20 protein-coding genes and 2 other annotated features are annotated in these 23,328 nt (G+C 28.9%); of the genes, 4 read left to right on the plus strand and 16 right to left on the minus strand.

What is annotated here, in order from left to right:
- Nucleotides 1-33: 33 nt before the first annotated feature.
- The 12 genes from Q0W06_RS11550 to ytxC form a co-directional block, all read right to left on the minus strand.
- The gene (locus Q0W06_RS11550) at nucleotides 34-2,388 is read right to left on the minus strand and encodes an endonuclease MutS2 (protein ID WP_297635489.1); all 2,355 of its coding nucleotides are present in this window, start codon (nucleotides 2,386-2,388) and stop codon (nucleotides 34-36) included.
- 3 nt (nucleotides 2,389-2,391) lie between these two features.
- Nucleotides 2,392-4,737: a U32 family peptidase gene (locus Q0W06_RS11555; RefSeq protein WP_297635492.1), complete on the minus strand. Its 2,346-nt coding sequence runs from the start codon at nucleotides 4,735-4,737 to the stop codon at nucleotides 2,392-2,394.
- 96 nt (nucleotides 4,738-4,833) lie between these two features.
- A complete protein-coding gene (gene zapA / locus Q0W06_RS11560) occupies nucleotides 4,834-6,771 on the minus strand; it encodes a cell division protein ZapA (RefSeq protein ID WP_297635495.1) in 1,938 nt (645 codons plus the stop codon).
- 131 nt (nucleotides 6,772-6,902) lie between these two features.
- On the minus strand, nucleotides 6,903-9,284 hold the full coding sequence (pheT, locus tag Q0W06_RS11565) for a phenylalanine--tRNA ligase subunit beta (protein ID WP_297635498.1): 2,382 nt from the start codon (nucleotides 9,282-9,284) through the stop codon (nucleotides 6,903-6,905).
- Nucleotides 9,285-9,309: 25 nt separating this feature from the next.
- Nucleotides 9,310-10,329 (minus strand): phenylalanine--tRNA ligase subunit alpha, encoded by a 1,020-nt coding sequence (gene pheS / locus Q0W06_RS11570; protein ID WP_297635502.1) that lies wholly within the window; start codon nucleotides 10,327-10,329, stop codon nucleotides 9,310-9,312.
- Nucleotides 10,330-10,387: 58 nt separating this feature from the next.
- Nucleotides 10,388-10,608, minus strand: a binding site (T-box leader).
- A gap of 58 nt (nucleotides 10,609-10,666) precedes the next feature.
- Nucleotides 10,667-11,449, minus strand: a complete 783-nt coding sequence (locus Q0W06_RS11575; protein ID WP_297635505.1) for an RNA methyltransferase — start codon at nucleotides 11,447-11,449, stop codon at nucleotides 10,667-10,669.
- Nucleotides 11,450-11,463: 14 nt separating this feature from the next.
- Nucleotides 11,464-12,132 (minus strand): TrkA family potassium uptake protein, encoded by a 669-nt coding sequence (locus Q0W06_RS11580; protein WP_297635508.1) that lies wholly within the window; start codon nucleotides 12,130-12,132, stop codon nucleotides 11,464-11,466.
- 14 nt (nucleotides 12,133-12,146) lie between these two features.
- The gene (locus Q0W06_RS11585) at nucleotides 12,147-13,493 is read right to left on the minus strand and encodes a TrkH family potassium uptake protein (protein ID WP_297635511.1); all 1,347 of its coding nucleotides are present in this window, start codon (nucleotides 13,491-13,493) and stop codon (nucleotides 12,147-12,149) included.
- A gap of 100 nt (nucleotides 13,494-13,593) precedes the next feature.
- Nucleotides 13,594-13,950 carry a 50S ribosomal protein L20 gene (gene rplT / locus Q0W06_RS11590; protein WP_297635514.1) on the minus strand — a complete coding sequence of 119 codons (357 nt, stop codon included), beginning with the start codon at nucleotides 13,948-13,950 and terminating at the stop codon, nucleotides 13,594-13,596.
- A 27-nt stretch (nucleotides 13,951-13,977) separates the two neighbouring features.
- Nucleotides 13,978-14,175 carry a 50S ribosomal protein L35 gene (gene rpmI, locus Q0W06_RS11595; RefSeq protein ID WP_297635517.1) on the minus strand — a complete coding sequence of 66 codons (198 nt, stop codon included), beginning with the start codon at nucleotides 14,173-14,175 and terminating at the stop codon, nucleotides 13,978-13,980.
- A gap of 22 nt (nucleotides 14,176-14,197) precedes the next feature.
- The gene (infC, locus tag Q0W06_RS11600; protein WP_297635520.1) at nucleotides 14,198-14,719 is read right to left on the minus strand and encodes a translation initiation factor IF-3; all 522 of its coding nucleotides are present in this window, start codon (nucleotides 14,717-14,719) and stop codon (nucleotides 14,198-14,200) included.
- Between the two features lie 29 nt (nucleotides 14,720-14,748).
- Nucleotides 14,749-14,864 (minus strand) — a sequence feature (ribosomal protein L20 leader region).
- A 48-nt stretch (nucleotides 14,865-14,912) separates the two neighbouring features.
- The gene (gene ytxC, locus Q0W06_RS11605; protein WP_297635523.1) at nucleotides 14,913-15,761 is read right to left on the minus strand and encodes a putative sporulation protein YtxC; all 849 of its coding nucleotides are present in this window, start codon (nucleotides 15,759-15,761) and stop codon (nucleotides 14,913-14,915) included.
- A 160-nt stretch (nucleotides 15,762-15,921) separates the two neighbouring features.
- Here ytxC and Q0W06_RS11610 point away from each other — a divergent pair, with 160 nt between their 5' ends.
- Entirely contained in the window at nucleotides 15,922-16,623 is a 702-nt protein-coding gene (locus Q0W06_RS11610) for a DUF6873 family GME fold protein (protein ID WP_297635526.1), read from the plus strand.
- A 180-nt stretch (nucleotides 16,624-16,803) separates the two neighbouring features.
- Here Q0W06_RS11610 and hslO read toward each other — a convergent pair whose 3' ends face one another.
- The 3 genes from hslO to Q0W06_RS11625 all read right to left on the minus strand — a co-directional run bounded on the left by hslO (nucleotide 16,804) and on the right by Q0W06_RS11625 (nucleotide 18,775).
- Nucleotides 16,804-17,685 (minus strand): Hsp33 family molecular chaperone HslO, encoded by an 882-nt coding sequence (gene hslO / locus Q0W06_RS11615; RefSeq protein ID WP_297635528.1) that lies wholly within the window; start codon nucleotides 17,683-17,685, stop codon nucleotides 16,804-16,806.
- A gap of 4 nt (nucleotides 17,686-17,689) precedes the next feature.
- Entirely contained in the window at nucleotides 17,690-18,433 is a 744-nt protein-coding gene (locus Q0W06_RS11620) for a class I SAM-dependent methyltransferase (protein ID WP_297635531.1), read from the minus strand.
- Between the two features lie 75 nt (nucleotides 18,434-18,508).
- A complete protein-coding gene (locus Q0W06_RS11625) occupies nucleotides 18,509-18,775 on the minus strand; it encodes a small, acid-soluble spore protein, alpha/beta type (RefSeq protein WP_297635534.1) in 267 nt (88 codons plus the stop codon).
- A gap of 179 nt (nucleotides 18,776-18,954) precedes the next feature.
- On the opposite strand from Q0W06_RS11625, the gene Q0W06_RS11630 reads away from it, so the two are divergent.
- Genes Q0W06_RS11630 through dapB form a run of 3 tightly spaced genes read left to right on the plus strand, consistent with a single transcriptional unit; the run spans nucleotide 18,955 to nucleotide 21,602 of the window.
- Nucleotides 18,955-19,941, plus strand: coding sequence for an aspartate-semialdehyde dehydrogenase (locus Q0W06_RS11630; RefSeq protein ID WP_297635537.1), 987 nt, complete (start codon nucleotides 18,955-18,957; stop codon nucleotides 19,939-19,941).
- A gap of 16 nt (nucleotides 19,942-19,957) precedes the next feature.
- Nucleotides 19,958-20,836: a 4-hydroxy-tetrahydrodipicolinate synthase gene (gene dapA / locus Q0W06_RS11635; RefSeq protein ID WP_297635540.1), complete on the plus strand. Its 879-nt coding sequence runs from the start codon at nucleotides 19,958-19,960 to the stop codon at nucleotides 20,834-20,836.
- A 10-nt stretch (nucleotides 20,837-20,846) separates the two neighbouring features.
- A complete protein-coding gene (gene dapB, locus Q0W06_RS11640) occupies nucleotides 20,847-21,602 on the plus strand; it encodes a 4-hydroxy-tetrahydrodipicolinate reductase (protein ID WP_297635543.1) in 756 nt (251 codons plus the stop codon).
- Nucleotides 21,603-21,642: 40 nt separating this feature from the next.
- On the opposite strand, the gene Q0W06_RS11645 is transcribed toward dapB, so the two are convergent.
- Nucleotides 21,643-23,301, minus strand: coding sequence for a peptide ABC transporter substrate-binding protein (locus tag Q0W06_RS11645; RefSeq protein ID WP_297635546.1), 1,659 nt, complete (start codon nucleotides 23,299-23,301; stop codon nucleotides 21,643-21,645).
- Between the last annotated feature and the right edge of the window lie 27 nt (nucleotides 23,302-23,328).

Consider the following 23,328-nt stretch of genomic DNA (forward strand, 5'->3'; position numbering starts at 1 on the left):
CACTTTGAATTTAGTGATTCTGTCTTTATTTTTTTATTTTAGAATTGCTATTGTAACTCCATCTCCACCTTCACCATATACACCTAATCTGTATTCTTTAACGTGTGGATGTCTTTTTAGCATATCATTTATGGCTTTTCTTAAAACCCCAGTTCCTTTTCCATGAACTATAGTTACTTCGCCTAGATTTGCTCTATATGCATCGTCTAAGTATTTATCTGTTCTAAAGCATGCCTCTTCTGCATCTAATCCTCTTAAATCAAGTCTTGATTCTACTGAGCTTAGATTAAGCTTAACTTCTCTTTTTCTTTTTTTCTTTTCTGCTTTTTTCTCTGCTGTTTCTCTTAAATCTCTTGCTTTAACTGAAATTTTCATAATTCCAGCTTCTACTTGTACTTCACCTCTATTATCAGGAAGAGATAGTAAAATTACATTTTGATTTAATGAAGGTAGATAAACTTCCATTCCTAAAGAGAATTTTTTTATTTCTTCTCCTTTAGCTTCTTCTTTCTTTATCTTTTCTTCTTTCTTTTCTAGGCTTTCTTTTAATTTTCTTCTTTCTTCTTCTAATTTATTTCTTCCGCCACCTGAGATTCCAAGCTTTTCAAGCTCTCTCATAGCTTTTAATATTTCATCTGCCTCTTCTTTTGCTTCTCTTATAACTTCTTTTGCTTTAATTTTTGCATCTTCATAAGTATTGTCTCTAACAACTTCTATTCTTTTAAGTTTTTCCTCATACTTAACTTTTAATGCCTTAGCTTCGTTCTTCATATAAGCAGCTTCTTTTGCATCTTTATTTGCTTTTATGCTCTTATCTTGCAGTTCACTTATAAGTTCTTCAAACTTTCTTCTATCCTCTGAAACAAAAGTTTTTGCATTTTCTATTATATTTTCACCTAATCCTAATCTTCTTGATATTTCAAAGGCATTAGACTTTCCTGGTATTCCAACTATTAATTTATAAGTTGGTTTTAGAGTTCTCACATCAAATTCAACAGAAGCATTAATTACATCTTCTGTTTCTAATGCATAAGCTTTTAATTCACTATAGTGAGTAGTTAAAGCTATTTTAACTCCTCTTTTCTTTAATTCTTCTACAATTCCTATAGCTAAAGCTGAACCTTCTACAGGGTCTGTTCCTGAACCAATTTCATCAAAAAGAACTAAATCTCCAATAGCTGCTTTATCTAATATTTTTACTATATTAGTCATATGAGATGAGAATGTTGATAAGCTTTGCTCAATACTTTGCTCATCTCCAATATCTGCAAAAATCTCATTAAATAATCCAATTGATGAACCTTCTGAAACTGGTATAAGTATTCCACTTAAAGCCATTAAGTGAAGTAATCCTATAGTTTTTAATGTTACAGTCTTACCTCCTGTATTAGGTCCTGTAATCATAAATGCATTTATTCCTTTGCTTAAATAAATATCTGACTCTACAACTATGTCTTTATCTATTAATGGATGTCTTGCATCTAAAAGGTTAAATTCTCTCTCTTCATTTATAGTTGGCATAACAGCATTTATATCTCTTGCATATGCTCCTTTAGCAAAAATAAAATCTAACATTCCTAAAATTTTATTATTAGCTTTTAAAACTTCCTTATTATCAGAAACCTTCTCAGATAATTCTTTTAATATTCTATTTATCTCTGCTTTTTCTTTTAAAGTTAATTCTTTTATTTCATTATTTAAGTTTACAATTTCCATAGGTTCAATAAATACTGTTGCACCTGTAGAACTTTGATCATGAATTATTCCATTAACTTTATTTTTAAACTCTGCACGAACAGGAAGAACATATCTGTCCCCTCTCATTGTATAAAGCTGTTCTTGTAGATAATCTGACATGCTTTTTACATAACTGTTTATTTTGTCTCTTACAGAGTAATTTCTTCCCTTTAATTCTTTTCTTATCTTAAAAAGAGCAGTACTTGCAGAATCACTTATTTCATCTTCACTTATTATAACTTTTTCTATTTCTAGTTCTAAAGATTTTATAGGCTTTAAAATATAAGTTAAATCTTCTATCTTTTTATGAGATACTCCTTCATCTTTAAAATCTACATATTCTTTAAAGTTACTTGAACATCTAAGCATTCCACCAATGTGTAAAAGTTCTTCTATGCTTAAAACTCCACCTTTACTTCCTCTTATTATAGCTTCATAGCAGTCTCTTAATCCTTCAAAAGGTGCACCACCTTTTAAAGTTAAAATATCTAGTGCTTCATTAGTTTCCGTTAATACATCTAAAACTTCATATTTTGTATTATAAGGTTTTAGTTTTTCAATAAACCTTTTACCACCATTTGTTTTAACGTATCCTCTTAAAATTTCTAAAATTTTATCAAATTCTAATGCTCTCTTAGCTTTACTATTCATTCTTTATTCTACACCTCTTCTATAATGACCTTTAGTATAGCTGTCTTTTGCAAATTCAATTTTACCTTCTAACCCATCTAATACTTTCATTGTTTCTTCAAAGCTTTCATCTGTAAAATCTAATCTAAAGACATCTACTCCTAAAGATTCTATATCTTCTTTTTCATGAATTAAGTTTATAGGTAAATTATTTAATATATGACTTCTACAGAATATATCTGTCTTTATATTAAACTCTTCATTCATTCTATCTATTAGTCTGTAATTTTCTTTTTCACAAGGTCTTGTGCATTCTTTTACTGAATTTTTTCCTCCAAAGGTACTTCCTATAGGGCAGTACTCACTTATCATTACTTCTGGTTTACCATATATAACATAAGCAGCTTTTCCCTTCTTACCTTTTAGAGTTTCTTTTATTTCTTTTCTGTTTAATTCTTCACTTATAGTTATAACATCCATATCCTCTGTATAGAATTTAAATGCCTTTGAGTTATAAATATTTAATTTATAATCCCCTATAATCTCTAGTTCTTCTTTATATAATTTTATTATTCCTAAGTTAGCTGTAAGAATCCCTTTAATATAAGGTTTATATTCTTCTATCTTCTCTACAACTAAGTTAAACTCTGCTTTTACTATACTAGGAAGAGCTAAATACACATTATTAGTCTTACTTAATTCTTTAATATGGCTTAATCTTAAGCTATCTCTATTTCTATTAAATACATCTACAGCTATATTTTCTACTCTATCTTTAACTGCATCTAATTGCTCTATCTTAGCTATTCTAACTAAAAGATCTAAATCTGTTCTATCTTTTAATGTTTTTTCTCTAATTTCTTCTTTATTGTCTCTTCTTCTTCTATATTTAGAACATTCAGATTTCATTATTTTTCCGAATAATTCACGTCTAAGTTCGTTTAATTCTCCAATTCTCATAAATCCATCATTGAAATCTACAAAAATTATCTTTTCTATTTTATAAGGATGCTCTCCTGATTTAAATAAAGCTTTTTCTATTCTTTCTTTATCTAATGGACTTTTTGATGCTACTTCTACAATAGGTCCTTGAACTTCATATTCTGTTCCATTAAAAGTTGTTTTTAATTTTACAGTTTCTGATGCTTTAAAATAAACCTCTACTTCTAAAGGAAGTTTTTTATAGTATGGCTTAACAGTTTCTGATAAATCATCAGTTAAAACTTTATTAGACATTCTATAAACTAAATCACCTTTTTTATATTGAACTGGGAATAACTTAACTTTTTCCCCTCTCTTAGCAGTTTTTACTTCTTCACCATTAATAGTTATTTTACTTAAAGTAAAACCACCATCATTTATTCTCATTCCATCGCCTATATTGATATCCTCTTCTAAAACTATTTCTAGTCCCTTATCTATTCTACCAATCTGCATACCTGTATTTCTTGGGAATGAGTAGCTCATCATATCACTACCAACATTTTTATTTAAGTAAGCTTTTGAGAATCCACCTCTATTAAATAATTGTAATAATTCTCTTTTTCCTTCTTGAACATTAAAGCTTCCTTTTTTTAATTCTTTATCTACAGCTTTTCTATAGTTTCTAACTACTCCTGCTACATATTCTGGTCTTTTCATTCTTCCTTCTATTTTTAAAGAATATGTTCCACTATTGATTATTCCTTTAACATCTTCTAGTGTACACATATCCTTTGGTGATAAAAGATATCCCTTCTTCTCTTCAGGGCTCTTATCTCCTTTTAATATATATTCCATTCTACAAGGTTGCGCACATCTTCCTCTATTTCCACTTCTTCCACCTATCATAGAACTCATTAAACATTGTCCTGAATATGAAACACATAATGCTCCATGAACAAACATTTCTGTTTCTATTTTTAAGTCTGTTGATATATGTTTGATTTCATCTAAAGAAAGTTCTCTTGATAATACTATTCTGTGGAATCCTTTATCTTTAAAGTATAAAGCTCCTTCTCCATTATGTATGCTCATTTGTGTTGATGCATGTATTTCAAAATCACTATATCTTTCACGAATAAGTTCATAAAGACCTAAATCTTGAATTATTAATGCATCTACTCCTATTTCATATAGATATCCTACATATTTAATAGCTTTATTAAGTTCATCTTCTTTTAAAAGTGTATTCATAGTCACATATACAGATACTCCATAACTATGTGCATAATCTACAGCTAATTTCATTTTTTCATTATCAAAGTTAGATGCATAAGCTCTTGCAGAGAATTTATCTCCACCTAAGTATATTGCATCTGCTCCATTATTTATTGCAGCATAAAGGCTTTCCATGCTTCCAGCCGGTGCTAAAATTTCTATTCTATTCATTTCTTCTTCTCCTGTTTGTAGTCTATTAATGCTTTAAATTGTATCATAATATTAGAAAAAAACAAAATACTGGGCTCCTTTTAAAGCCCAGTACTATTAACGTTTCTTTAATACAGCTGGTTGATTTTTACTTTTTTCAACAGCAAGTTCTATATTCTTTTCTTGCAATTTATTTTCTAAGTCAATAGTTTTGTACTTATAGTTTTGAAGTTTTAATCTTGTTGCTTTTCCTGCATCAAAAAGATTGCTTCTATCTTTCTTTACTTTATCAATAGACTTTTCTAGTTCATCTATCATTTCTAAATTTTTATTTATTTCTTCTTTTGCATCTACTACTTCTTTTTCTAAAGATTTTATTTTTTCTTCTTTTTCATCTTGCTCATTCTCTATACTAACTTCTAAAGAGTTTATTTTATCTGTTAAGCTTAAATTTAATTTCTTTTCTTCATTTATTTTGCTTACTGCTTTTTCATATTTTTTATTTGTTTCTTGTATTTCATAATTTAAACTCTTAAGTTCTGTTTTTAATCTCTCAATTTGTTCTTCACATTCATTAATATATTCATTAGAAATTTTCACTTCTTCTTTTAATTCATCTCTATTTTCAACAAGTATGTCTAATTCATCTTTTAAAGAAGCCTTTGAAGTATTTAAAATCTCTATTTCACTTTCTAATCTTTGAATTTCCTTTTTATTTTCTTCAAGTTCTTTATTTAAAACATTTAACTTATAATCTCTTTCATCAACATTTTTTACTAAGTTTGTGTTTTTATTATTTAACTCCCCTATTTCTTTCTTAAATGAATTTTCCATATTAGTTATTTTCTCTTTTAATTCTTTTTCTTTTGAATCTTTTGTTTGAATTTCTTTTTCTTTTATAGTTATTTTCTCATTATATTCTCTAGCTAATAACTCAACTTTTTTATTATTTTCATTTTTAAAACTTTCTAAAGACTTTTCATTCTCTGAAATAATATTTTTCATTTCATTTTCACTAGAAATTTTTATTGTTCTTAATTCATTATCTTTTAAATTTCTTAACTCTTTTATTTCCCCATCTTTTAACTCTTTAAGCTTAGTTATTTCACTAATCTTTTCATTTTGTAGCTCTCTATATTCTTTTTCTTTTAAAGATTTCATGTTATTAAATTCTAATTCTTTTTTATTTTGTAGCTCTTTATATTCTTTCTCTTTTAAAGCCTTCATATTATTAAGCTCTAGTTCTTTTTTATTTTGTAATTCTTTATATTCTCTCTCTTTTAAAGATTTCATATTATTGAATTCTAATTCTTTTTTATTTTTAAATCCTAAGGCTTCTTTCTTTAATCTTTCTTCTCTGATTTTACCTTCATTAATAGCTAAATCTTTTTTCTTTATCTCTTCATCTTTTTCTTTTAGAGATTTATTTTTAATATCTAACTCTCCATTTAATTTTACTATTTTATTTTTTCTATCTTCATTTTCTGTTTTATAATTCTTTTCTCTTATCTTTGTTTCTGATAATTCCTTTTTAAAACTTTCTTTTTCACCTTCTAAAATCTTTTTATTATTTTTTAAGGCTTCTATTTCTGCATCTTTATTTTTTATGATTCCTTTTAAAGTTTCCTTTTCTTTTTCTAAGATTCCTACTTTAGATTCTAATGCAGTTGTTTTATTTAATAAATCTTCTCTATCTTTTTTAAACCCTGCTAATTGGTTTTCTTTTGTTAATTTCAAATTATCATTTTCTTCTTTTAATTTATCTATATCCTCTTTTAAATCATCTATTGATTTAAATAGAGTAGTTTTTTCATTACTTAATCCCTTATTTTCCTTTGAAAACTCCACTAATTTACCATCTAATTTATGAAGCTCATCTGCCATATTTACACATGCTAATACAGATGCTTGTGATGTACTTAATACTGAGTTTTTGCCAATTACTTCTTTTATCTTTTCATCAACATATGCTGCAATATTTCTTAAATATTTTTCATCTTCTTGTCCTTTTAAATTATATTCTACGCCATTTATATTAACAGTTATTCTTTTCATTCCTGATACTCCTCAAATTCTATTCTTCTCTATTAATTATATTGTATATTTGCCTATTTAACAATTATGTAAAGCAAAATTAATGAGAAAAAATAATAAACCATCCAAATATACTTTGGATGGTTTATATCTTATCTTAAAGTAGCCCCTAATTTATGCTCAAGAGTTCTTAATATTTTTTCATGAACTTTATTTACATCTTTATCTTGTAATGTTTTCTTAGGATCTCTATACCAAATTGCATAAGCAATACTCTTCTTACCTTCTGGTATTTGTTCTCCTCTATAAATATCGAATAATTGAACTCTTTCAACTAAATTTCCACCAGCTTTAACTATTACATCTTCAATATCTTGAACAAGTATTTCATCTTCTACTAATAATGCAATATCTCTTGTAACTGCTGGGAATTTTGGAAGTGCTTTATATTTCTTATCTAAAACTGAATTATCATATACTGCATCTAAAAGGATTTCTGCTATATAACATTCTTTATCAATTCCAAAGTTTTCAGTTACGTCAGGATGAACTTCACCAAATACTCCAGCTTCTATTTTTCTTCCAACTATAAGTTTTGCAGTTTTTCCAGGGTGGAAACTATTATTTTCACTTTCTCTTAAGAATTTAACTCCTTTTACAGAAAGCCCATCTATTAAGTTTTCTACTACACCTTTTAAGTTTAAGTAATCTACATTACCATACATTCCAATAGTTAATACATTTTTTTCTATAGGTAAATCTTCTTCAGTTTCACCTTTAATATATATTTTTCCTATTTCAAAAAGGAATGCTTCTTCATTATTTCTAGTATAGTTTCTAGCTAAAGATTCCATCATAGATGCAATAGTTGTAGTTCTCATTACACTATAATCTTCACCTAATGGATTCTTTATTTTTACAACTGTTCTCTTCTCATCATCTTCAGCAAGACATATTTTATCAAAAGCTTTAGGTGATATAAATGAGTAACTAATACTTTGATTTAATCCACTTCCAGTCATAATTTCTATAGTTTCTTCGTTTAATATTTCATTTCTATATTTTGGTTCTCTTTCAGTTTGTACTTTAAATATAGTTCCTTCTACATTGTTATAACCAAAAATTCTTACTACTTCTTCAGCTATATCTTCTTTTATATTTAAGTCTACTCTGAAAGTTGGAATAGTTACTATTAAGTTATCTCCATCGATAACTGTATTTTGGTCTAAAAGGTCTAAACATTCTTTCATTTCTTCTTTTGAAATGTTTGTTCCTAAGAATTTATTTATCCATTTTGAATCAACTGTAATAGTTTTTTCTTCTTTAACTTCATTATAGATGTCTATAGTTCCTTCACATACTTCTCCAGCTTCTAATTCGCAAATTAAAGCACATGCTCTATCTAATGCAATTTGAGCTAAGTTTGGATCTATATCTTTTTCAAATCTTGATGAACTTTCTGTTCTTACACCTAACTTTTTAGAGTTAACTCTTATGTTAGTTCCTCCAAAGTTTGCACATTCAAGAATAATTTCTTTAGTATCATCTTTAACTTCTGAGTTTAATCCGCCCATAATACCAGCTAAAGCAATTATTTCTTTTCCATCTTTAATACATAGAGTTTCTGAATTTAATTCTCTTTCAGTTTCATCTAATGTAGTAAACTTTTCACCAGCTATTCCTTTTTCTATAACTATTTCACCTGATTTTATCCATCTCTTATCAAAAGCATGCATTGGTTCACCAGTTTCAAGCATAACAAAGTTTGTTATATCAACTATGTTATTTATAGGTCTTACTCCTGCTTCTAATAATCTATCTTGCATCCATTTTGGTGATGGTGCTATTTTTACGTTCTTAACCATTCTAGTCATATATCTTCTACAAAGTTTATCATTAACAGTAACTTTTAATTCATTATTTATATCATCACTGTTTGTAACTTTATATTCTAAGTTTGGCATTTTGTAGCTAGTTCTTAATGTTGCAGCTGTTTCTCTTGCCATACCAATCATACTTAAACAATCTGGTCTATTTGATGTTATATCAAAGTCTAAAGTTTCTTTTTTAAGACCTAAATATTCTTTTATTTCTTTTCCAATTGGTGCATCTTCTGGAAGTATCATTAATCCATCAACTTCATCTTCACCTTTTAATCCAAGTTCAGCTTCTGAACAGAACATTCCATTTGAAACTATTCCACGAAGTTTTCCCTTTTTAATTTCTGTTCCATCAGCTAAAGTTGATTTATGAAGAGCCACTGGCACTTTATCTGAAACTTTCATGTTAGTTGCTGCTGTTACTATTTGAAGTAATTCCTCTTCTCCAATATCAACTTGACATACATTTAATCTTTCTGCTTCTGGATGTTTTTCAATTTCTTTAAATTGACAAACAATAACTCTATTTATTTTATCTCCTTGAACTATTACTCCTTCTAGTGCTGAACCAGTTAAAGTTAATAAGTCTCCAAGTTCTTTTGCCTCTACATTTATATCTGCATAATCTTTTAACCAACTATATGGTACTTTCATTTTTTTCCCTCCAATACTTTAATAATTAAAATTGATCTAAGAATCTCATATCATTTTCGTATAATAATCTTATATCATCTATTCCGTATTTAAGCATAACCATTCTATCTACACCAAATCCAAATGCAAATCCTGAATATACTTCTGGATCTATTCCACAGTTTCTTAAAACATCAGGGTGAACCATTCCACAACCTAATATTTCAATCCATCCACTTCCTTTACATACTTTACATCCTTCTCCACCACAAACGAAGCAAGTTGCATCCATTTCAGCTGATGGTTCAGTAAATGGGAAATGATGTGGTCTAAATTTAGTTTTTACATTATCACCAAACATTTTTTTAGCGAATAGTTCTAGTGTTCCTTTTAAATCTGCAAAAGTAACTCCTTTATCTATTACAAGCCCTTCCATTTGGTAGAATATTGGTGAATGTGTAGCATCTACATCATCTGATCTATAAACTTTACCTGGTGATATCATTTTTATAGGTAAGCTTTGTTTTTCCATAGTTCTAACTTGAACTGGTGAAGTTTGAGTTCTTAATACTAAATTGTCATTTATGTAGAAAGTATCTTGTTCACTTCTAGCTGGATGATCCTTTGGTATATTTAATGCTTCAAAGTTATATTTATCAAGCTCTATTTCTGGTCCTTCTTCAATAGTGAATCCCATTGATACAAATATATTTTTCATATTTGCTAAAGTTAAATCTAAAGGATGTCTTTTTCCTAATTTAGCTTTTTTTCCTGGAAGTGATATATCTATAACTTCGTTAGCTAATTTTTCGTTTTTCTCCTTATTTTTAACTTCTCTTATTTTCTTTTCAAGACCTTCTTCAATTTCAGCCTTTACTTCATTTACTATTTTACCTACTAAAGGTCTTTCTTCTTTAGAAACATCTTTCATTCCTCTAAGGATAGTAGTAAGTTCTCCCTTTTTACCAAGATATTTTACTCTTATTTCTTCAAGTTCTGTTGAAGAAACTGAAGATGCTATTTGACTTAATGCTAATTCTTTAATTTCTTTAAGTTGTTCTTGCATTTTAAATCTCCTTTCTTTAATACGCATAAATTTTTGCAATAAAAAAACCGCCCCTAATAAAAGGGACGGAATATCCGCGTTACCACCCTAATTGGTTTAATTTTAAAAAAACTAAACCCAACTCGATACAAATTAACGGTTTCCCGCTAGCTACTACTTATTTCACAGCTAGAGCTCCGGAGTGAACTTCACTATTGCTTTACTTAAAAAAACTTCCAGTCTAAGGTTTTTTCTCCCTAAAAGCTAAACAATACCTACTCTCTCTATCATTGCTTTTCTTTATTAAATTTACTAAATAAATTATACATTCCTTTTCTTATAATTTCAAGGAAATGTTTTATTTACTTAAGTTTTGTCTTAACTTTTCATAAAGTATAATAGAAGTTGCAATTCCTACATTTAAAGATTCTGCTCCTCCTGGCATTGGAATTTTCACTTTTTCTGTTGATAAACTAAAAATTTCCTCTGACACTCCATTACCTTCATTTCCTACAGTAAGAACTATATTTCCACTTAAATCAGCTTTAAAGAAATCATGGCTTTCTTCTAAAGATGTAGTTATTATTTTATAATCTTTTTTCTTCAATTCTTTTATTAATGTAAAATCTTTATCATCTAAATAAATATTTACATAAAATATCGACCCCATTGTAGAACGTATTACTTTCTCATTGTATATATCAACAGTTCCTTTAGTTAATATAATACCTGATACTCCTACAGCATGTGCTGTTCTTATAATTGTTCCTAAGTTTCCTGGGTCTTGAACTTTATCACAAAGAAGATAAAATCCACCACTTAAATCAGAGTCATTTTCTTCTATTTTTACTACTCCTCCAATTCCTTGTGGTGTTTCTGTATCACAAACTTCTAAAAATAAAGGCTTTGATATTTCAAAAACTTTACCTTTATAATTATATTTTTCTAAAATTTCTTTTACTTTTTCTTCTACATCTTTTACATATAATATAGCTTCTAAATTTGCATTAGCTTTTAAAGCTTCTTCTACTAATCTAAAACCTTCTATAAAATACTTACTTAATTTTGTTCTATTTTTTCTTTCTTTAAGCTTTTTAGTTTCTTTGAAAAAGCTATTTTCTTTGCTTTCTATATAAATCAAAGTCCCACCTCAGTCTAATTTAACTTTATTATCATGCCTTCTAATTTATTTAAATCTTCAGCAGATCCTATAGCTACTAGTATATCCTTTTCATGTATAACATCATCTGGAGAAGGTGATAAATTAACATCACTTCCATTTTTTATTGCCATTACATTTATTCCATAAGTACTTCTAAGTTTTAACTCTCGAACAGTTTTATTTCTCCACTCTTTTAAAGCTTGAATTTCCATAATACTATAGTCTGGAGATAATTCAATAAAGTCTAATATACTTTCAGATACTAAATTATGAGCTACTCTTACTCCCATATCTTTTTCAGGAAGTATAACTCTATCAGCTCCTATTTTATATAAAACCTTTGCATGTAAGTCACTATTTCCTTTAGCAATTATATACTTAACGCCTAGTTCTTTAACTAATAGCGTTGCCATAACCGATGCTTGAATATTAGACCCAATAGTAACTACAGCAACATCAAAATTTCTAAGACCTAAACTTCTTAATGCATTTTCATCTGTTGCATCTAATTGAACTGCATGAGTAACCCTATCTGATATATCTTGAATTAAATCTTCATCCTTATCAATAACCATTACTTCATGACCAACTTTACATAAAGTTTCTGCAACTGATGAACCAAATCTACCTAATCCTATTACAACAAATTGCTTTCTTGCCATATTAACACCATCCCTTAACCAATTAATATCTTACCTTCTGGATATTTATGATTTTGTTTTACTTTATTTCTAACAAATGCTAATGCTACCGTCATAGGACCTACTCTTCCTAAGTACATCGTTATCATTATTATAATCTTTCCTATAGCATTTAATCTTTGAGTTACCCCAGTTGTTAATCCAACAGTACCAAATGCTGATGTGGCTTCATATAAAAGATCTATAAATGTTTCTTTAGGTTGTGTTATTGCAAGAAGCATAGTTACTACAACTACTAATGTTGCTCCTATCATTAATAAAGCAAAAGCTTTATATACTAAATCTTTTGAAAATCTTCTTCCAAAAGCTTGAGTATCTTCTCTTCCTCTAATAACTGAAATAACTGTTAAAACTACAATCCCAAAGGTTGCTGTTTTAAGTCCTCCTGCTGTAGAACCTGGAGAACCCCCTATAAACATTAAAATAATTGTTAAAAACTTACCTGAACCGGTCATTCCATCAGTTGAAACACTGTTAAATCCTGCTGTTCTCGGCGATACTGATGCAAAAAATGAATTTAACCACTTTCCACCCATCCCCATATTTCCTATCGTTTCAGAATTATGCATTTCAAAAAGAAACATTAAAATAGTTCCTCCTACTATTAATATAATAGTAGTAACTATTACTATTTTAGAGTGAACTGAAAATCTTCTAGCTCCTCTATAATTATAGACCTCCAGCCAAACTGTAAAGCCTAATCCCCCTATTATAATTAAAGCACTTAATATTAATATCATAACCGCATTATCTGCATATCCAGTTACACTGCTAAAGTTCCCCATAAGGTCAAATCCTGCATTACAAAATGCTGAAATTGAATGGAAAATACTATAGTAAATACCTTTCAATACTCCAAACTTTGGAATAAATTGAGTTGAAAGTAAAAGTGCTCCAAAAAATTGTACTGCAAATGTAAATCCTAATACATACTTTACCATTTTAACTAGCCCTTGAATACTAAATGTATTCATAGCTTCTTGAACTAATAATCTATTTTTTAATGTTATCTTTTTACCTAATAAAACTGCTATAAATGTAGCAAAGGACATAAATCCAAGACCACCAATTTCTATTAATAACATTATCACTATTTGCCCAAAGGTATTAAAATAAGTTCCTGTATCTAATGTAACTAATCCTGTTACACAAACAGCGGATGTAGATGTAAATAGTGCATCTAAAAAGTTTGTCCCTTCTCCACTTCTTGATGATATAGGTAAACTTAAAAGTATAGCTCCTATAAGTATTACTATTGCAAAACCTAAAGAAAGTATCTGAACTCCACTTAAATTAATTTTCTTCAAAACTTTTTTCTTCATTAATCCACCTCAAGGTTTAGCCTTCTTAATAAATTGTTTACAAATATTTAATTTAAAAAAATATAAAGAAAATGCGACCTAAGTCGCATTCTTTATGTTATTAAGCTAAGTGTTTTTTAGCTAATTCTACTAATTCAGCAAATGCTGCAGCATCGTTTATAGCGATTTCTGATAACATTTTTCTGTTTATGTCAACACCAGCTAATTTGATTCCGTTCATGAATCTTGAGTATGAAAGACCACTCATTCTTGAAGCTGCGTTAATTCTAACAATCCAAAGTCTTCTGTAGTCTCTTTTCTTTAATCTTCTTCCAACGTATGCATTTCTTAATGCTCTTATAACTGATTCATTTGCAGTTTTAAATAACTTACTCTTTCCACCGTAGTATCCTTTTGCAAGCTTTAAAACTTTTTTATGATTTTTACGAGCGTTAATTGCTCTTTTTACTCTTGCCATTCTTCAAAAACCTCCTGCGTCCTAATCTTATAGGTATGGTAATAATTTCTTCATTACTTTTTCTTGTGTACTATCTACGTATCCACCTTTTCTAAGTTTTCTCTTAGTTTTTTGGCTTTTCTTAGTTAGTATGTGGCTTTTGAAAGCTTTTGCTCTTTTAAGCTTTCCTGTACCTGTCTTTCTAAATCTTTTAGCTGCACCTCTATGTGTCTTCATTTTTGGCATGATAAAATCCTCCTCTCAAGTGTTATGCCTTTTTAGGGCCTAAAACCAATGTCATATTTCTTCCTTCTTTTTTAGCAGGCTTTTCAACGATACAAACATCTTCAAGCTTACCTAGGAAGTTCTTTAGAATTCTGTCTCCAATATGAGTTAGTTCCATTTCTCTTCCTCTGAATCTAACAGTGATTTTAACTTTATCCCCATCTAATAGGAACTTTCTTGCATTTTTAGCTTTTATTGCAATATCATTTTCTTCAATTGTAAGACTACATCTTACTTCTTTTATGTTAATGATTTTTTGCTTCTTCTTTGCTTCTTTTTCTTTTTTTGATTGTTCGTAGATAAATTTCCCTAAGTCCATAATTCTACAAACTGGTGGGTTAGCGTTTGGTGATATTAACACTAAATCTAACTCTTCCTCATATGCTTTTTCTAAAGCATCCTTAATTAACATTATTCCAAGCTGTTCTCCAGTACTTGAAAGTACTCTAGCTTCTTTTCCTCTAATCTCTTCGTTTGCAATGTAATTTTTACTAATGGCTTCCACCTCCGTATTTAACTAACATTAAAAATATACATATAATAAAAGGACGACATATATGCCGTCCTGAACTATCTAAATAAAAGATACTTGACCTAGCGAACATCTCTACAGAGTTGCTGGTGAGAAACGGCTGTTTCTTCTTTACAAATGTTATTCTATATTATTTTTCTATCTCTGTCAACACTTTTTTTTAAATTTATTCGCAGTAAATAACTTTTTCATTAAAAACACATTCTACAGTCTTTATAAACTCTTTATTTATACAATTCTTCCTGCCCATAATTAAAACTTCTTTAGGAGCATTTGTAATAAGACCGCTTATTATTACATCTTCAATATTAGCATCTATTCCTATTTTACTATCTCCTATTTCTTTTGTAAATTGCTCAAAGATATCTTTTCCACCTTCATCTTCTATTCTATAGCTTCCTTCTTTATCTATAATAATATTTATTTTTTCTATTTTACTATCTTGAATTTCAACAAAATACTTTAATAACTTTATAAACTCATTGTACTCTTTATCAACCATATACTTTTGGATTACTTTATCTATTACATCCTCTATATCTTCTCTTAAGCTTCTCATTCTAAATGTAATGAACCCATTTATATTCAATTCATTATTTTCATTTAAGCATTCATTTATTTTAAGGATTATTTCATTTATTTTTTCCTCACAATAAAGTCCTATATCATCTCCTATTTTATTCTCTCTATAAAGGGTTTCCATAACTAAAACTTCTATCTCTAAAATTTCATCTTGTTTCAGAAAAAAATACGTATCTTTTATTAACTGAAACATTTCTCTTCTTTTGTAGTCTTTTATAACCATTCTGTATAAGAGATCACTTATATATAACTTTACTTTTTTCTGTATCTCTTCACTCTCTTCTTCGCACAAAACTTTTATAATATGAGTTTCGCCTTCAATCTGCTCAACTAATCCTATTACTATTTCTTTCTTTTTAAGTAGAGTTTTTAAATCTTGTAACTCTTTTATAAAATCTAAATCTCCCATATAAGCTAATTTCAGTACAAGCATAGAATTCACTCCCTTCTAGTAATAGTATGTATTTCTCTATTTATCTATATACAAATATTAAATTGGTTTATATTCCACAATTATTCACTTTTTCTATAACTTGATTTTTATTTTATAAAGTAGTAATTTATCCTTATAATATCGTTTAAGGAGGATTTAAATGTTTTGCTTTGTTGACTATCGAATATCCCATACCGAATTATCTAATCTAATAAACTTAGGGTTAACTCCTATAAAGATTCCACAATCTAAATTATTATATCTAGCTATTGATGGGCATGTTGATATACAAATGGCTATATTAGATAAAGATAGAAAAAACGTAATTTTCCATAAAGATATGGATATTTCCTTTTTAGAGCATATTAAAACTCTAGGAATTTCATATACTTTATCTAAAAATTCTCTATCTTCTATATATCCAAATGATATTTTTTTAAATGCTTTAATAACAGATAATTTTTTAATGCATAATTTATCCTATACTGATGAAAATCTATTGAATGCTTTTCCTCATTTAACTAAATTAAACATTAAACAAGGCTATACCAACTGTTCAATTTTAAAAGTATCTAATAATGCTTTTATAACTTCTGATAAAAAAGCATTTAATCTTTTAGTATCTCATAACTTCCATGCTCTACTTCTTCCTCCAAAGGACATAGTTTTAGAAGGACTTGATTATGGCTTTATTGGTGGAGTTGGTGGCCTTATAAACGAGAATACCATGGTGTTTTTTGGCTCACTAGATAAATATAAGTATGGAAATCTAGTAAAAGAATTTTTAACTAAGCATAAAGTTTCCTACATATATTTAAAAGATGATTATTTAACAGATAGGGGTAGTATTTTTGTAATTTAATCTTGCTATATAATACTCTCCTTCTTAGGAAATGTTTCTTCTAATCCCAAAGTAAAAAATTCTAAATGGCTACTTATTTATACAAATATGTTCATAGTGTAACCATAGATATAAAAAAAATACTAGTAAAGGAAAAAAAGCGACCGACAATTTTCTTTGTCAATCGCTTTTTTATTTTTACTATTTTGCTTTTTCTAGTAATTCACCGATTTTTTCATTACTAAAGTTGTAGCTTTTTCCACAAAAATGACATTTGATTTCTTCTGATTTCCCGTCATCATAAATTTCTTTAAGTGTATCTTTCCCAATACTTATAAGTGCTTTTTCAACTCTTTCTTCTGAACAATCACATTTATATGATGGCTCGATTTCTTCTAGGAAGTTTACATCCATATCTTCAAATACCATTTCTAATATTTCTTTTATGTCTTTTCCTTCATTTAGTAATGTAGTTATTGGTGGAATTTCTTCTAATCTATAAGTTATAACATCTGCTAGTAATTCATCTGCATCTGGCATCATTTGAATTATAAATCCACCTGAACATTTTACTGATAAATCTGTATCAACTAAAACACCTAATGAAACTGCTGATGGTGTTTGTTCTGAAACTGTAAAGTAATATGCTAAATCTTCTGCTATTTCACCTGTATATATTGGCACTTGTCCTACATATGGTTCTTTCATGCCCATATCTTTTATAACTAGAAGCATTCCATCTTTTCCTACTGCTCCACTAACATCTAATTTTCCATTTGGCTTTAAAGGTAAATCAATAATTGGATTTCCTATGAATCCTTTAACACTTGCATCTGAATGAGCAGTTACAGTAACTCCATGAGCTACCCCTTTCCCATCGATTTTTAATGTTATTGCTTCTTTTTCTCCCTTTAAAAGTGCTCCCATAAGGCTTCCTGCTGTAAGCATTCTTCCAAAAGCTGCTGATGCAACTGGAGTACATCCGTGTATCTTAACTCCTTCATTTACAAGATTCGTTGTCATTCCGCCAATAAATCTAACCATTCCATTTTTTGCTGTTCCTCTAATAATTTTATCGTTCATAATACTAAACCTCCATTTTTTTTACTACGTAAAGTATTCTTTCTGACTCTTCATGAATTTCATCTTCTGAGTATCCATCCCACTTTTCTAGAACTTTTAAGTTAGCTTTTTCTAATAGTTCTTCTATTTCTTCTTCCTTATAAGCTCTTTCAAAATGTTCTTCTTCAAATCTTTCATAAAGTTCACCTTCTTTTATAAAGAAAGTTAGAAACATATTTGTTATATTATCTTCAAAAGTATTTTCCCAACTATAAAAAACATCTTCTGAACTATATGTATATATATTATTTCCTAAAACTTCTGAAAGCTTATAGTATGAATTTATATCAAATATAAAAATTCCATTCTCTTCTAAATGATTATATACATTTTTAAAATAATTTTCTATTCCTTTTTTCTCAGTTATGTAATTAGTAGAATCAAGTACACATGTTATAAGAGAAAATTTATGATTTAAACTAAGTTCAGTCATATCTTGTCTTACAATCCTGCTTTTTATCTTTTCTTTTTTAAACTTATCAAAGGCTTCTCTTAACATTTCTTCTGAAAGGTCAACTGCAAATCCTTCTTTAAAGTTTTTAGCTATCTCCACAGATACATTACCTGTTCCACAAGCTAAATCTAAGTATGATTTTTTTTCTACATTATACTTATCTACTATATTTAATACTTTTTTTCCTATTTTATTATAATCTATATCTTCATTTATAAGTTCATCATATATTTTTGCAAATTCACGATATGCCATTTTCTTATATACCCCCGATCAATTTATCCAAATCTAAGAATAATATTATAATTATTCTTAGATTAAGTCAAACCCTTAGAAGCCTTCTTCTCTATTTCTTCCTAATATTTCATTGTTTGTTGGTATTTTTAACTTTTTCTTTCTTTTAGTCATAAGTCCTCCTATCCTTCCTGTTTCTTCCGCTGTTAAAGCACCCCACCCTAGTTCTTCAACCTTATCTTTCAACCCTAACTCTTCTGCTATTTCATATTTTATTTTTTCTCTAAGTTTTTCTGCATCTGTGAGCTCTCTATTAGATTTTAGTTTTGATTTTATAATTTTTTTTAGTGGTGTTTTACTCATTTACCTCTCCCTCGTATACATATTTTATAAATATTATTCCCCCTATAGCTAGAATTTATTCTAAGCCCATATTTTTTCACTATTTTTACCATAAGCCTTGCTATTTTCCCTATAAAATTTTATAGTTATTGTATACAACTTTTTAATTAAAAGTTACTTAAATTTTAGGAGGGATTACATTGTATAATGTTGCAATAGTTGGGGCTACTGGTAATGTAGGAAGAAAATTCCTTGAAATATTAGCAGAAAGAAATTTCCCAATAAAAAACCTTTATCTTTTTGCTTCAAAAAGATCAGCTGGTAAAAAGATGAAGTTTAAAAATGAAGAATATACTATAATAGAAACAAATGAGGAAAATATAAAAGATTTAACACTAGATTTTGCACTATTTTCAGCTGGTGGAGATACAAGCCTAGAGTTCGCTCCTATTTTCACTAAAACTGGGGCTGTTGTTATTGATAATAGCAGTGCTTGGAGAATGGATCCTAAAGTTCCTTTAGTTGTTCCAGAAGTTAACCCAGAGGATATTTCATGGCATAACGGAATAATTGCTAATCCAAATTGTTCTACTATACAAGCTATGCCTGTTTTAAAAGTTCTAAATGATGCTTTTGGTATAAAGAGAGTTGTTTATTCAACTTATCAAGCTGTATCTGGTGCTGGAATGCAAGGAATTAAAGATTTAGAAGATGGTGTTAAAGGAATTGCTCCAAAGAAATTCCCTTACCCTATTGCAGGAAACTGTCTTCCTCACATAGATGTATTTTTAGAAAATGGCTATACTAAAGAAGAAATGAAGATGATATTAGAAACTAGAAAAATTCTTCATGAGCCTGATTTAAGAATTACTGCTACTACTGTAAGAGTTCCTGTATTAAATTCTCACAGTGAAAGCATTAATGTAGAAGTAAATAAAGCTTTCGAGCTTCCACAGGTAGTAGAACTTTTAGAAAATGCTAAAGGTATTACCGTTTATGATAACGTAGATGAACTTAAATACCCAACTCCACTTGAAATGAGTGGTACTGATGATGTTTATGTTGGAAGAATCAGAAGAGATTTCAGCATAGACAACGGTTTAAATCTTTGGGTAGTAGCTGATAATATAAGAAAAGGTGCTGCTTTAAATGCAGTGCAAATTGCTGAATTAATTATAAATAAGTAAAATTGGAGGATTTCAAATGACAATTTTTGAAGGTTCAGGTGTTGCTATAGTTACACCTTTTACAGAAAATGGCGTTAATTTTGAAAAGTTAAGAGAACTTTTAGAGTGGCAAATAAAAGAAGGTACTGATTCTATAGTAATTTGTGGAACTACTGGTGAAGCAAGTACTATGACTTTAGATGAAAGAAAAGAAACTATAAAGTTTACTGTAGATGTAGTTAATAAAAGAATTCCTGTTATAGCTGGAACTGGTTCTAACTGTACAGCTTCTTCTATCTCAATGAGTAAATGGGCTGAAAGTATTGGTGTTGATGGTCTTCTTGTAATTACACCTTACTACAATAAAACAAATAAAAAAGGGCTTATTAAACATTTTGAAGCTATTGATAGCGAAGTAAATATCCCTATTATTTTATATAACGTTCCTTCAAGAACAGGAATGAATATGTCTCCTGAAGTTTTAAAAGAGCTTTCATCATTAAAAAATGTTGTAGCTGTAAAAGAAGCTAGTGGAGACCTTAGTCAAGTAGCTAAAATAAAAGCTCTTTGTGGAGATGATTTAGATATTTATTCAGGTAATGATGACCAAATCGTTTCTATAATGTCTCTTGGTGGAAAAGGAGTTATTTCTGTTTTAGCAAATGTAATTCCAAATGAAGTTCATCGCATGACTAAAGCATACCTAGAAGGTAATGTTAACGAAAGCTTAAAACTTCAAATAGATACACTAAATTTAGCTAACTCTTTATTCTTAGAAACTAACCCTATCCCTGTTAAGACTGCTCTTAACCTAATGGGATTAGAAGTAGGTCCATTAAGACTTCCTTTATATGAAATGGATAAAGATTTAGAAGCACAAATGAAAAAAGAATTAAAAAATATGAATTTAATTTAAGGAGATTATTATGATAAAAGTTCTATTAAACGGTTGTTCTGGTAAAATGGGAACTACTATTAGTAAAATTGCTGAAACTGATTTCCCAAACTTAAATATAGTTGGTGGAATTGATAGACATGAAAGTAGTTTTGATTACCCAGTTTTTAAAACTCCAGAAGATGTTAATATTGAATATGACGTTTTATTAGATTTTTCAAGAGCTGATGCTTTAAGAAATTTAATATCACTTACTGAAAAAACTAAAAAGCCACTTGTTATTTGTTCAACTGGCTTTACTCCAGAAGATTTAGCTTTTATAGATGAAAAGAGTAAAACTTTACCTTTATTTAAATCAGCTAACATGTCTCTTGGAATAAATTTAATAAATTCATTATTAAAGAAAGTTTCTCCAATTCTTTACGGAAACTACGATATTGAAATTGTTGAAAAACATCATAATCAAAAAGTAGATGCTCCAAGTGGAACTGCAATCTTACTTGCTGATACTATTAAAGACTCTCTTCCTGAAGAAACTCATTATGTACATGGAAGAGATGGACAAAAGAAAAGAGAAAAAACTGAAATTGGAATTCATGCTGTTCGTGGCGGTGGAATTGTTGGAGATCATGATGTAATCTTTGCTGGACTTGGTGAAGTAATTACACTTTCTCATAATGCTATCTCTAGAGACGTATTTGCAATTGGTGCTTTAAAAGCTTGTGAATACATGGGGACTGTATGGAATCCTGGCCTATACGATATGAATGATGTTTTAGGTCTATAAAAAAAATAGCTTCACTTTTTAGTGAAGCTATTTTTTTATTTTATTCTATTGTTACTCTATCAAAGTAAATTTGTCCTAATGTAGATGCATGAATTCCTTTTATATTTTCATTAATTCCATAAGTTTTAGTGTAATCATAAATTGGAATTATAGGCATTTCATCTAAAAGGATATCCTCTGCTTGTCTCATATACTCAAACCTCTTAGTTTGATCCCCTTCTTCTTTAGCTTTTGTTATAAGAGCATCATATTCCTTATTAGAGAAATGTGATTCATTATTACCCCAACTAGCTTGATTTCCATCTCTTCCGCTAACCCACATATCTAAGAATGTCATTGGGTCTACATAGTCAGCTGACCAACCATGTCTTGCAATTTGGAAATCTCCTTTCTTTCTTGTGTTTAAGAATACTGCCCATTCTTGATTTGTTAATTCAACTTCAACTCCAATTTCTTTCCAGTTTTGTTGAATAACCTCCATAACTAATTTATGAACTCCTTCAGAATTATACATAAGTTCAAGCTTAGGAAGTCCTTTTCCTTCTGGATATCCAGCTTTCTTCAATAATTCTTTAGCTTTTTCAACATTTTCTTTTTGTGCTAATGGATCAAACTTATTCTTTTTAAAATCTTTTCCTGCTGGATCTTTTATTCCTGCTGGAGTGAAACTAGCTGATGGAACTTGTCCTGTTTTAGTTACATTTTTAACTATAGATTCTCTATCTATTGCTAATGCTAATGCATTTCTAAAATCTTTATTTTGTAGTACCTTTCTAACGTCTGAATTTAATTTATCTGCATTATTATTAACATTAAAGCAAATAAAGTATGTTCCTAAGTTAGGGAATGTTTTAGTTAATCCTTCTGCTTTTCCTTTTTCTACAAGTGCTGGCTCTGTAAGAGACATAACATCAAACTCTTTATTTTGTAAACTTGCATATGCAGTATTTTCATCTGCAACCATTTTATAAGTTACACCAGGAATCTTTATTTCATCTTTATTCCAGTAGTTTTCATTTTTAACAAACTCATAAGAATCTTTCATGTTAAAAGTTTTTAATTGGAATGGTCCATTTGAAATATACTTTTCTGGACTATCCGACCATCCATCTCCTACAACGTCTTCTCTAACAGGCATGTATGATGCAAAAGCTGTTAATCCTAGGAAATATGGTGTTGTTGAATGTAATTTTACTTCTAAAGTAGTATCATTAACAACCTTAATTCCAACCTCTTCTGCTTTAGCTTTTCCTTCATTATATTCTTTAGCTTTATCAATGTAGAACATTTGATATGCATATTCAGCTGCTGTATCTTTATTTAAACATCTAAGCCATGCATATTGGAAATCCTTTGCTGTAACTTGTTTTCCATCTGACCATTTAGCATCATCTCTTAATGTAAATGTATAAGTTTTTCCATCCTCTGAAACCTTATACTCTTTTGCAACACCTGGAATTGGCTTATCATCTTCATCTAATCTCATAAGACCTTCAAAAGCATTTCCAATTATTGTTGATCCATCCACTGCTGTATTTAATGCAGGATCTATAGTTTTTACTACTGCCCCAACATTATAAACTAGATTTCTTCCTTTTCCGGCTTCATCTGATGCGCCCCCACATCCAACAAAGATTCCTGAAGCAATAGCAACTGTTACTGCTAAAGTCACAAGACCTTTTAATTTTTTTCTTCTCATAAAAATTCCCCCCTTTTTATTTATAAA

Source organism: uncultured Clostridium sp., from assembly GCF_947072515.1.
In the GTDB taxonomy this organism is placed as follows: Bacteria; Bacillota; Clostridia; order Clostridiales; family Clostridiaceae; genus Clostridium.

What these genes read in the sequence shown, in the direction of transcription:
- Q0W06_RS11550 (WP_297635489.1), bottom strand. Translation starts at nt 2,388, where the DNA reads ATGAATAGTAAAGCTAAGAGAGCATTAGAATTTGATAAAATTTTAGAA.
- Q0W06_RS11555 (WP_297635492.1), bottom strand. Translation starts at nt 4,737, where the DNA reads ATGAATAGAATAGAAATTTTAGCACCGGCTGGAAGCATGGAAAGCCTT.
- zapA (WP_297635495.1), bottom strand. Translation starts at nt 6,771, where the DNA reads ATGAAAAGAATAACTGTTAATATAAATGGCGTAGAATATAATTTAAAA.
- pheT (WP_297635498.1), bottom strand. Translation starts at nt 9,284, where the DNA reads ATGAAAGTACCATATAGTTGGTTAAAAGATTATGCAGATATAAATGTA.
- pheS (WP_297635502.1), bottom strand. Translation starts at nt 10,329, where the DNA reads ATGCAAGAACAACTTAAAGAAATTAAAGAATTAGCATTAAGTCAAATA.
- Q0W06_RS11580 (WP_297635508.1), bottom strand. Translation starts at nt 12,132, where the DNA reads ATGGCAAGAAAGCAATTTGTTGTAATAGGATTAGGTAGATTTGGTTCA.
- Q0W06_RS11585 (WP_297635511.1), bottom strand. Translation starts at nt 13,493, where the DNA reads ATGAAGAAAAAAGTTTTGAAGAAAATTAATTTAAGTGGAGTTCAGATA.
- rplT (WP_297635514.1), bottom strand. Translation starts at nt 13,950, where the DNA reads ATGGCAAGAGTAAAAAGAGCAATTAACGCTCGTAAAAATCATAAAAAA.
- rpmI (WP_297635517.1), bottom strand. Translation starts at nt 14,175, where the DNA reads ATGCCAAAAATGAAGACACATAGAGGTGCAGCTAAAAGATTTAGAAAG.
- ytxC (WP_297635523.1), bottom strand. Translation starts at nt 15,761, where the DNA reads ATGCTTGTACTGAAATTAGCTTATATGGGAGATTTAGATTTTATAAAA.
- Q0W06_RS11610 (WP_297635526.1), top strand. Translation starts at nt 15,922, where the DNA reads ATGTTTTGCTTTGTTGACTATCGAATATCCCATACCGAATTATCTAAT.
- hslO (WP_297635528.1), bottom strand. Translation starts at nt 17,685, where the DNA reads ATGAACGATAAAATTATTAGAGGAACAGCAAAAAATGGAATGGTTAGA.
- Q0W06_RS11620 (WP_297635531.1), bottom strand. Translation starts at nt 18,433, where the DNA reads ATGGCATATCGTGAATTTGCAAAAATATATGATGAACTTATAAATGAA.
- Q0W06_RS11625 (WP_297635534.1), bottom strand. Translation starts at nt 18,775, where the DNA reads ATGAGTAAAACACCACTAAAAAAAATTATAAAATCAAAACTAAAATCT.
- dapA (WP_297635540.1), top strand. Translation starts at nt 19,958, where the DNA reads ATGACAATTTTTGAAGGTTCAGGTGTTGCTATAGTTACACCTTTTACA.
- dapB (WP_297635543.1), top strand. Translation starts at nt 20,847, where the DNA reads ATGATAAAAGTTCTATTAAACGGTTGTTCTGGTAAAATGGGAACTACT.
- Q0W06_RS11645 (WP_297635546.1), bottom strand. Translation starts at nt 23,301, where the DNA reads ATGAGAAGAAAAAAATTAAAAGGTCTTGTGACTTTAGCAGTAACAGTT.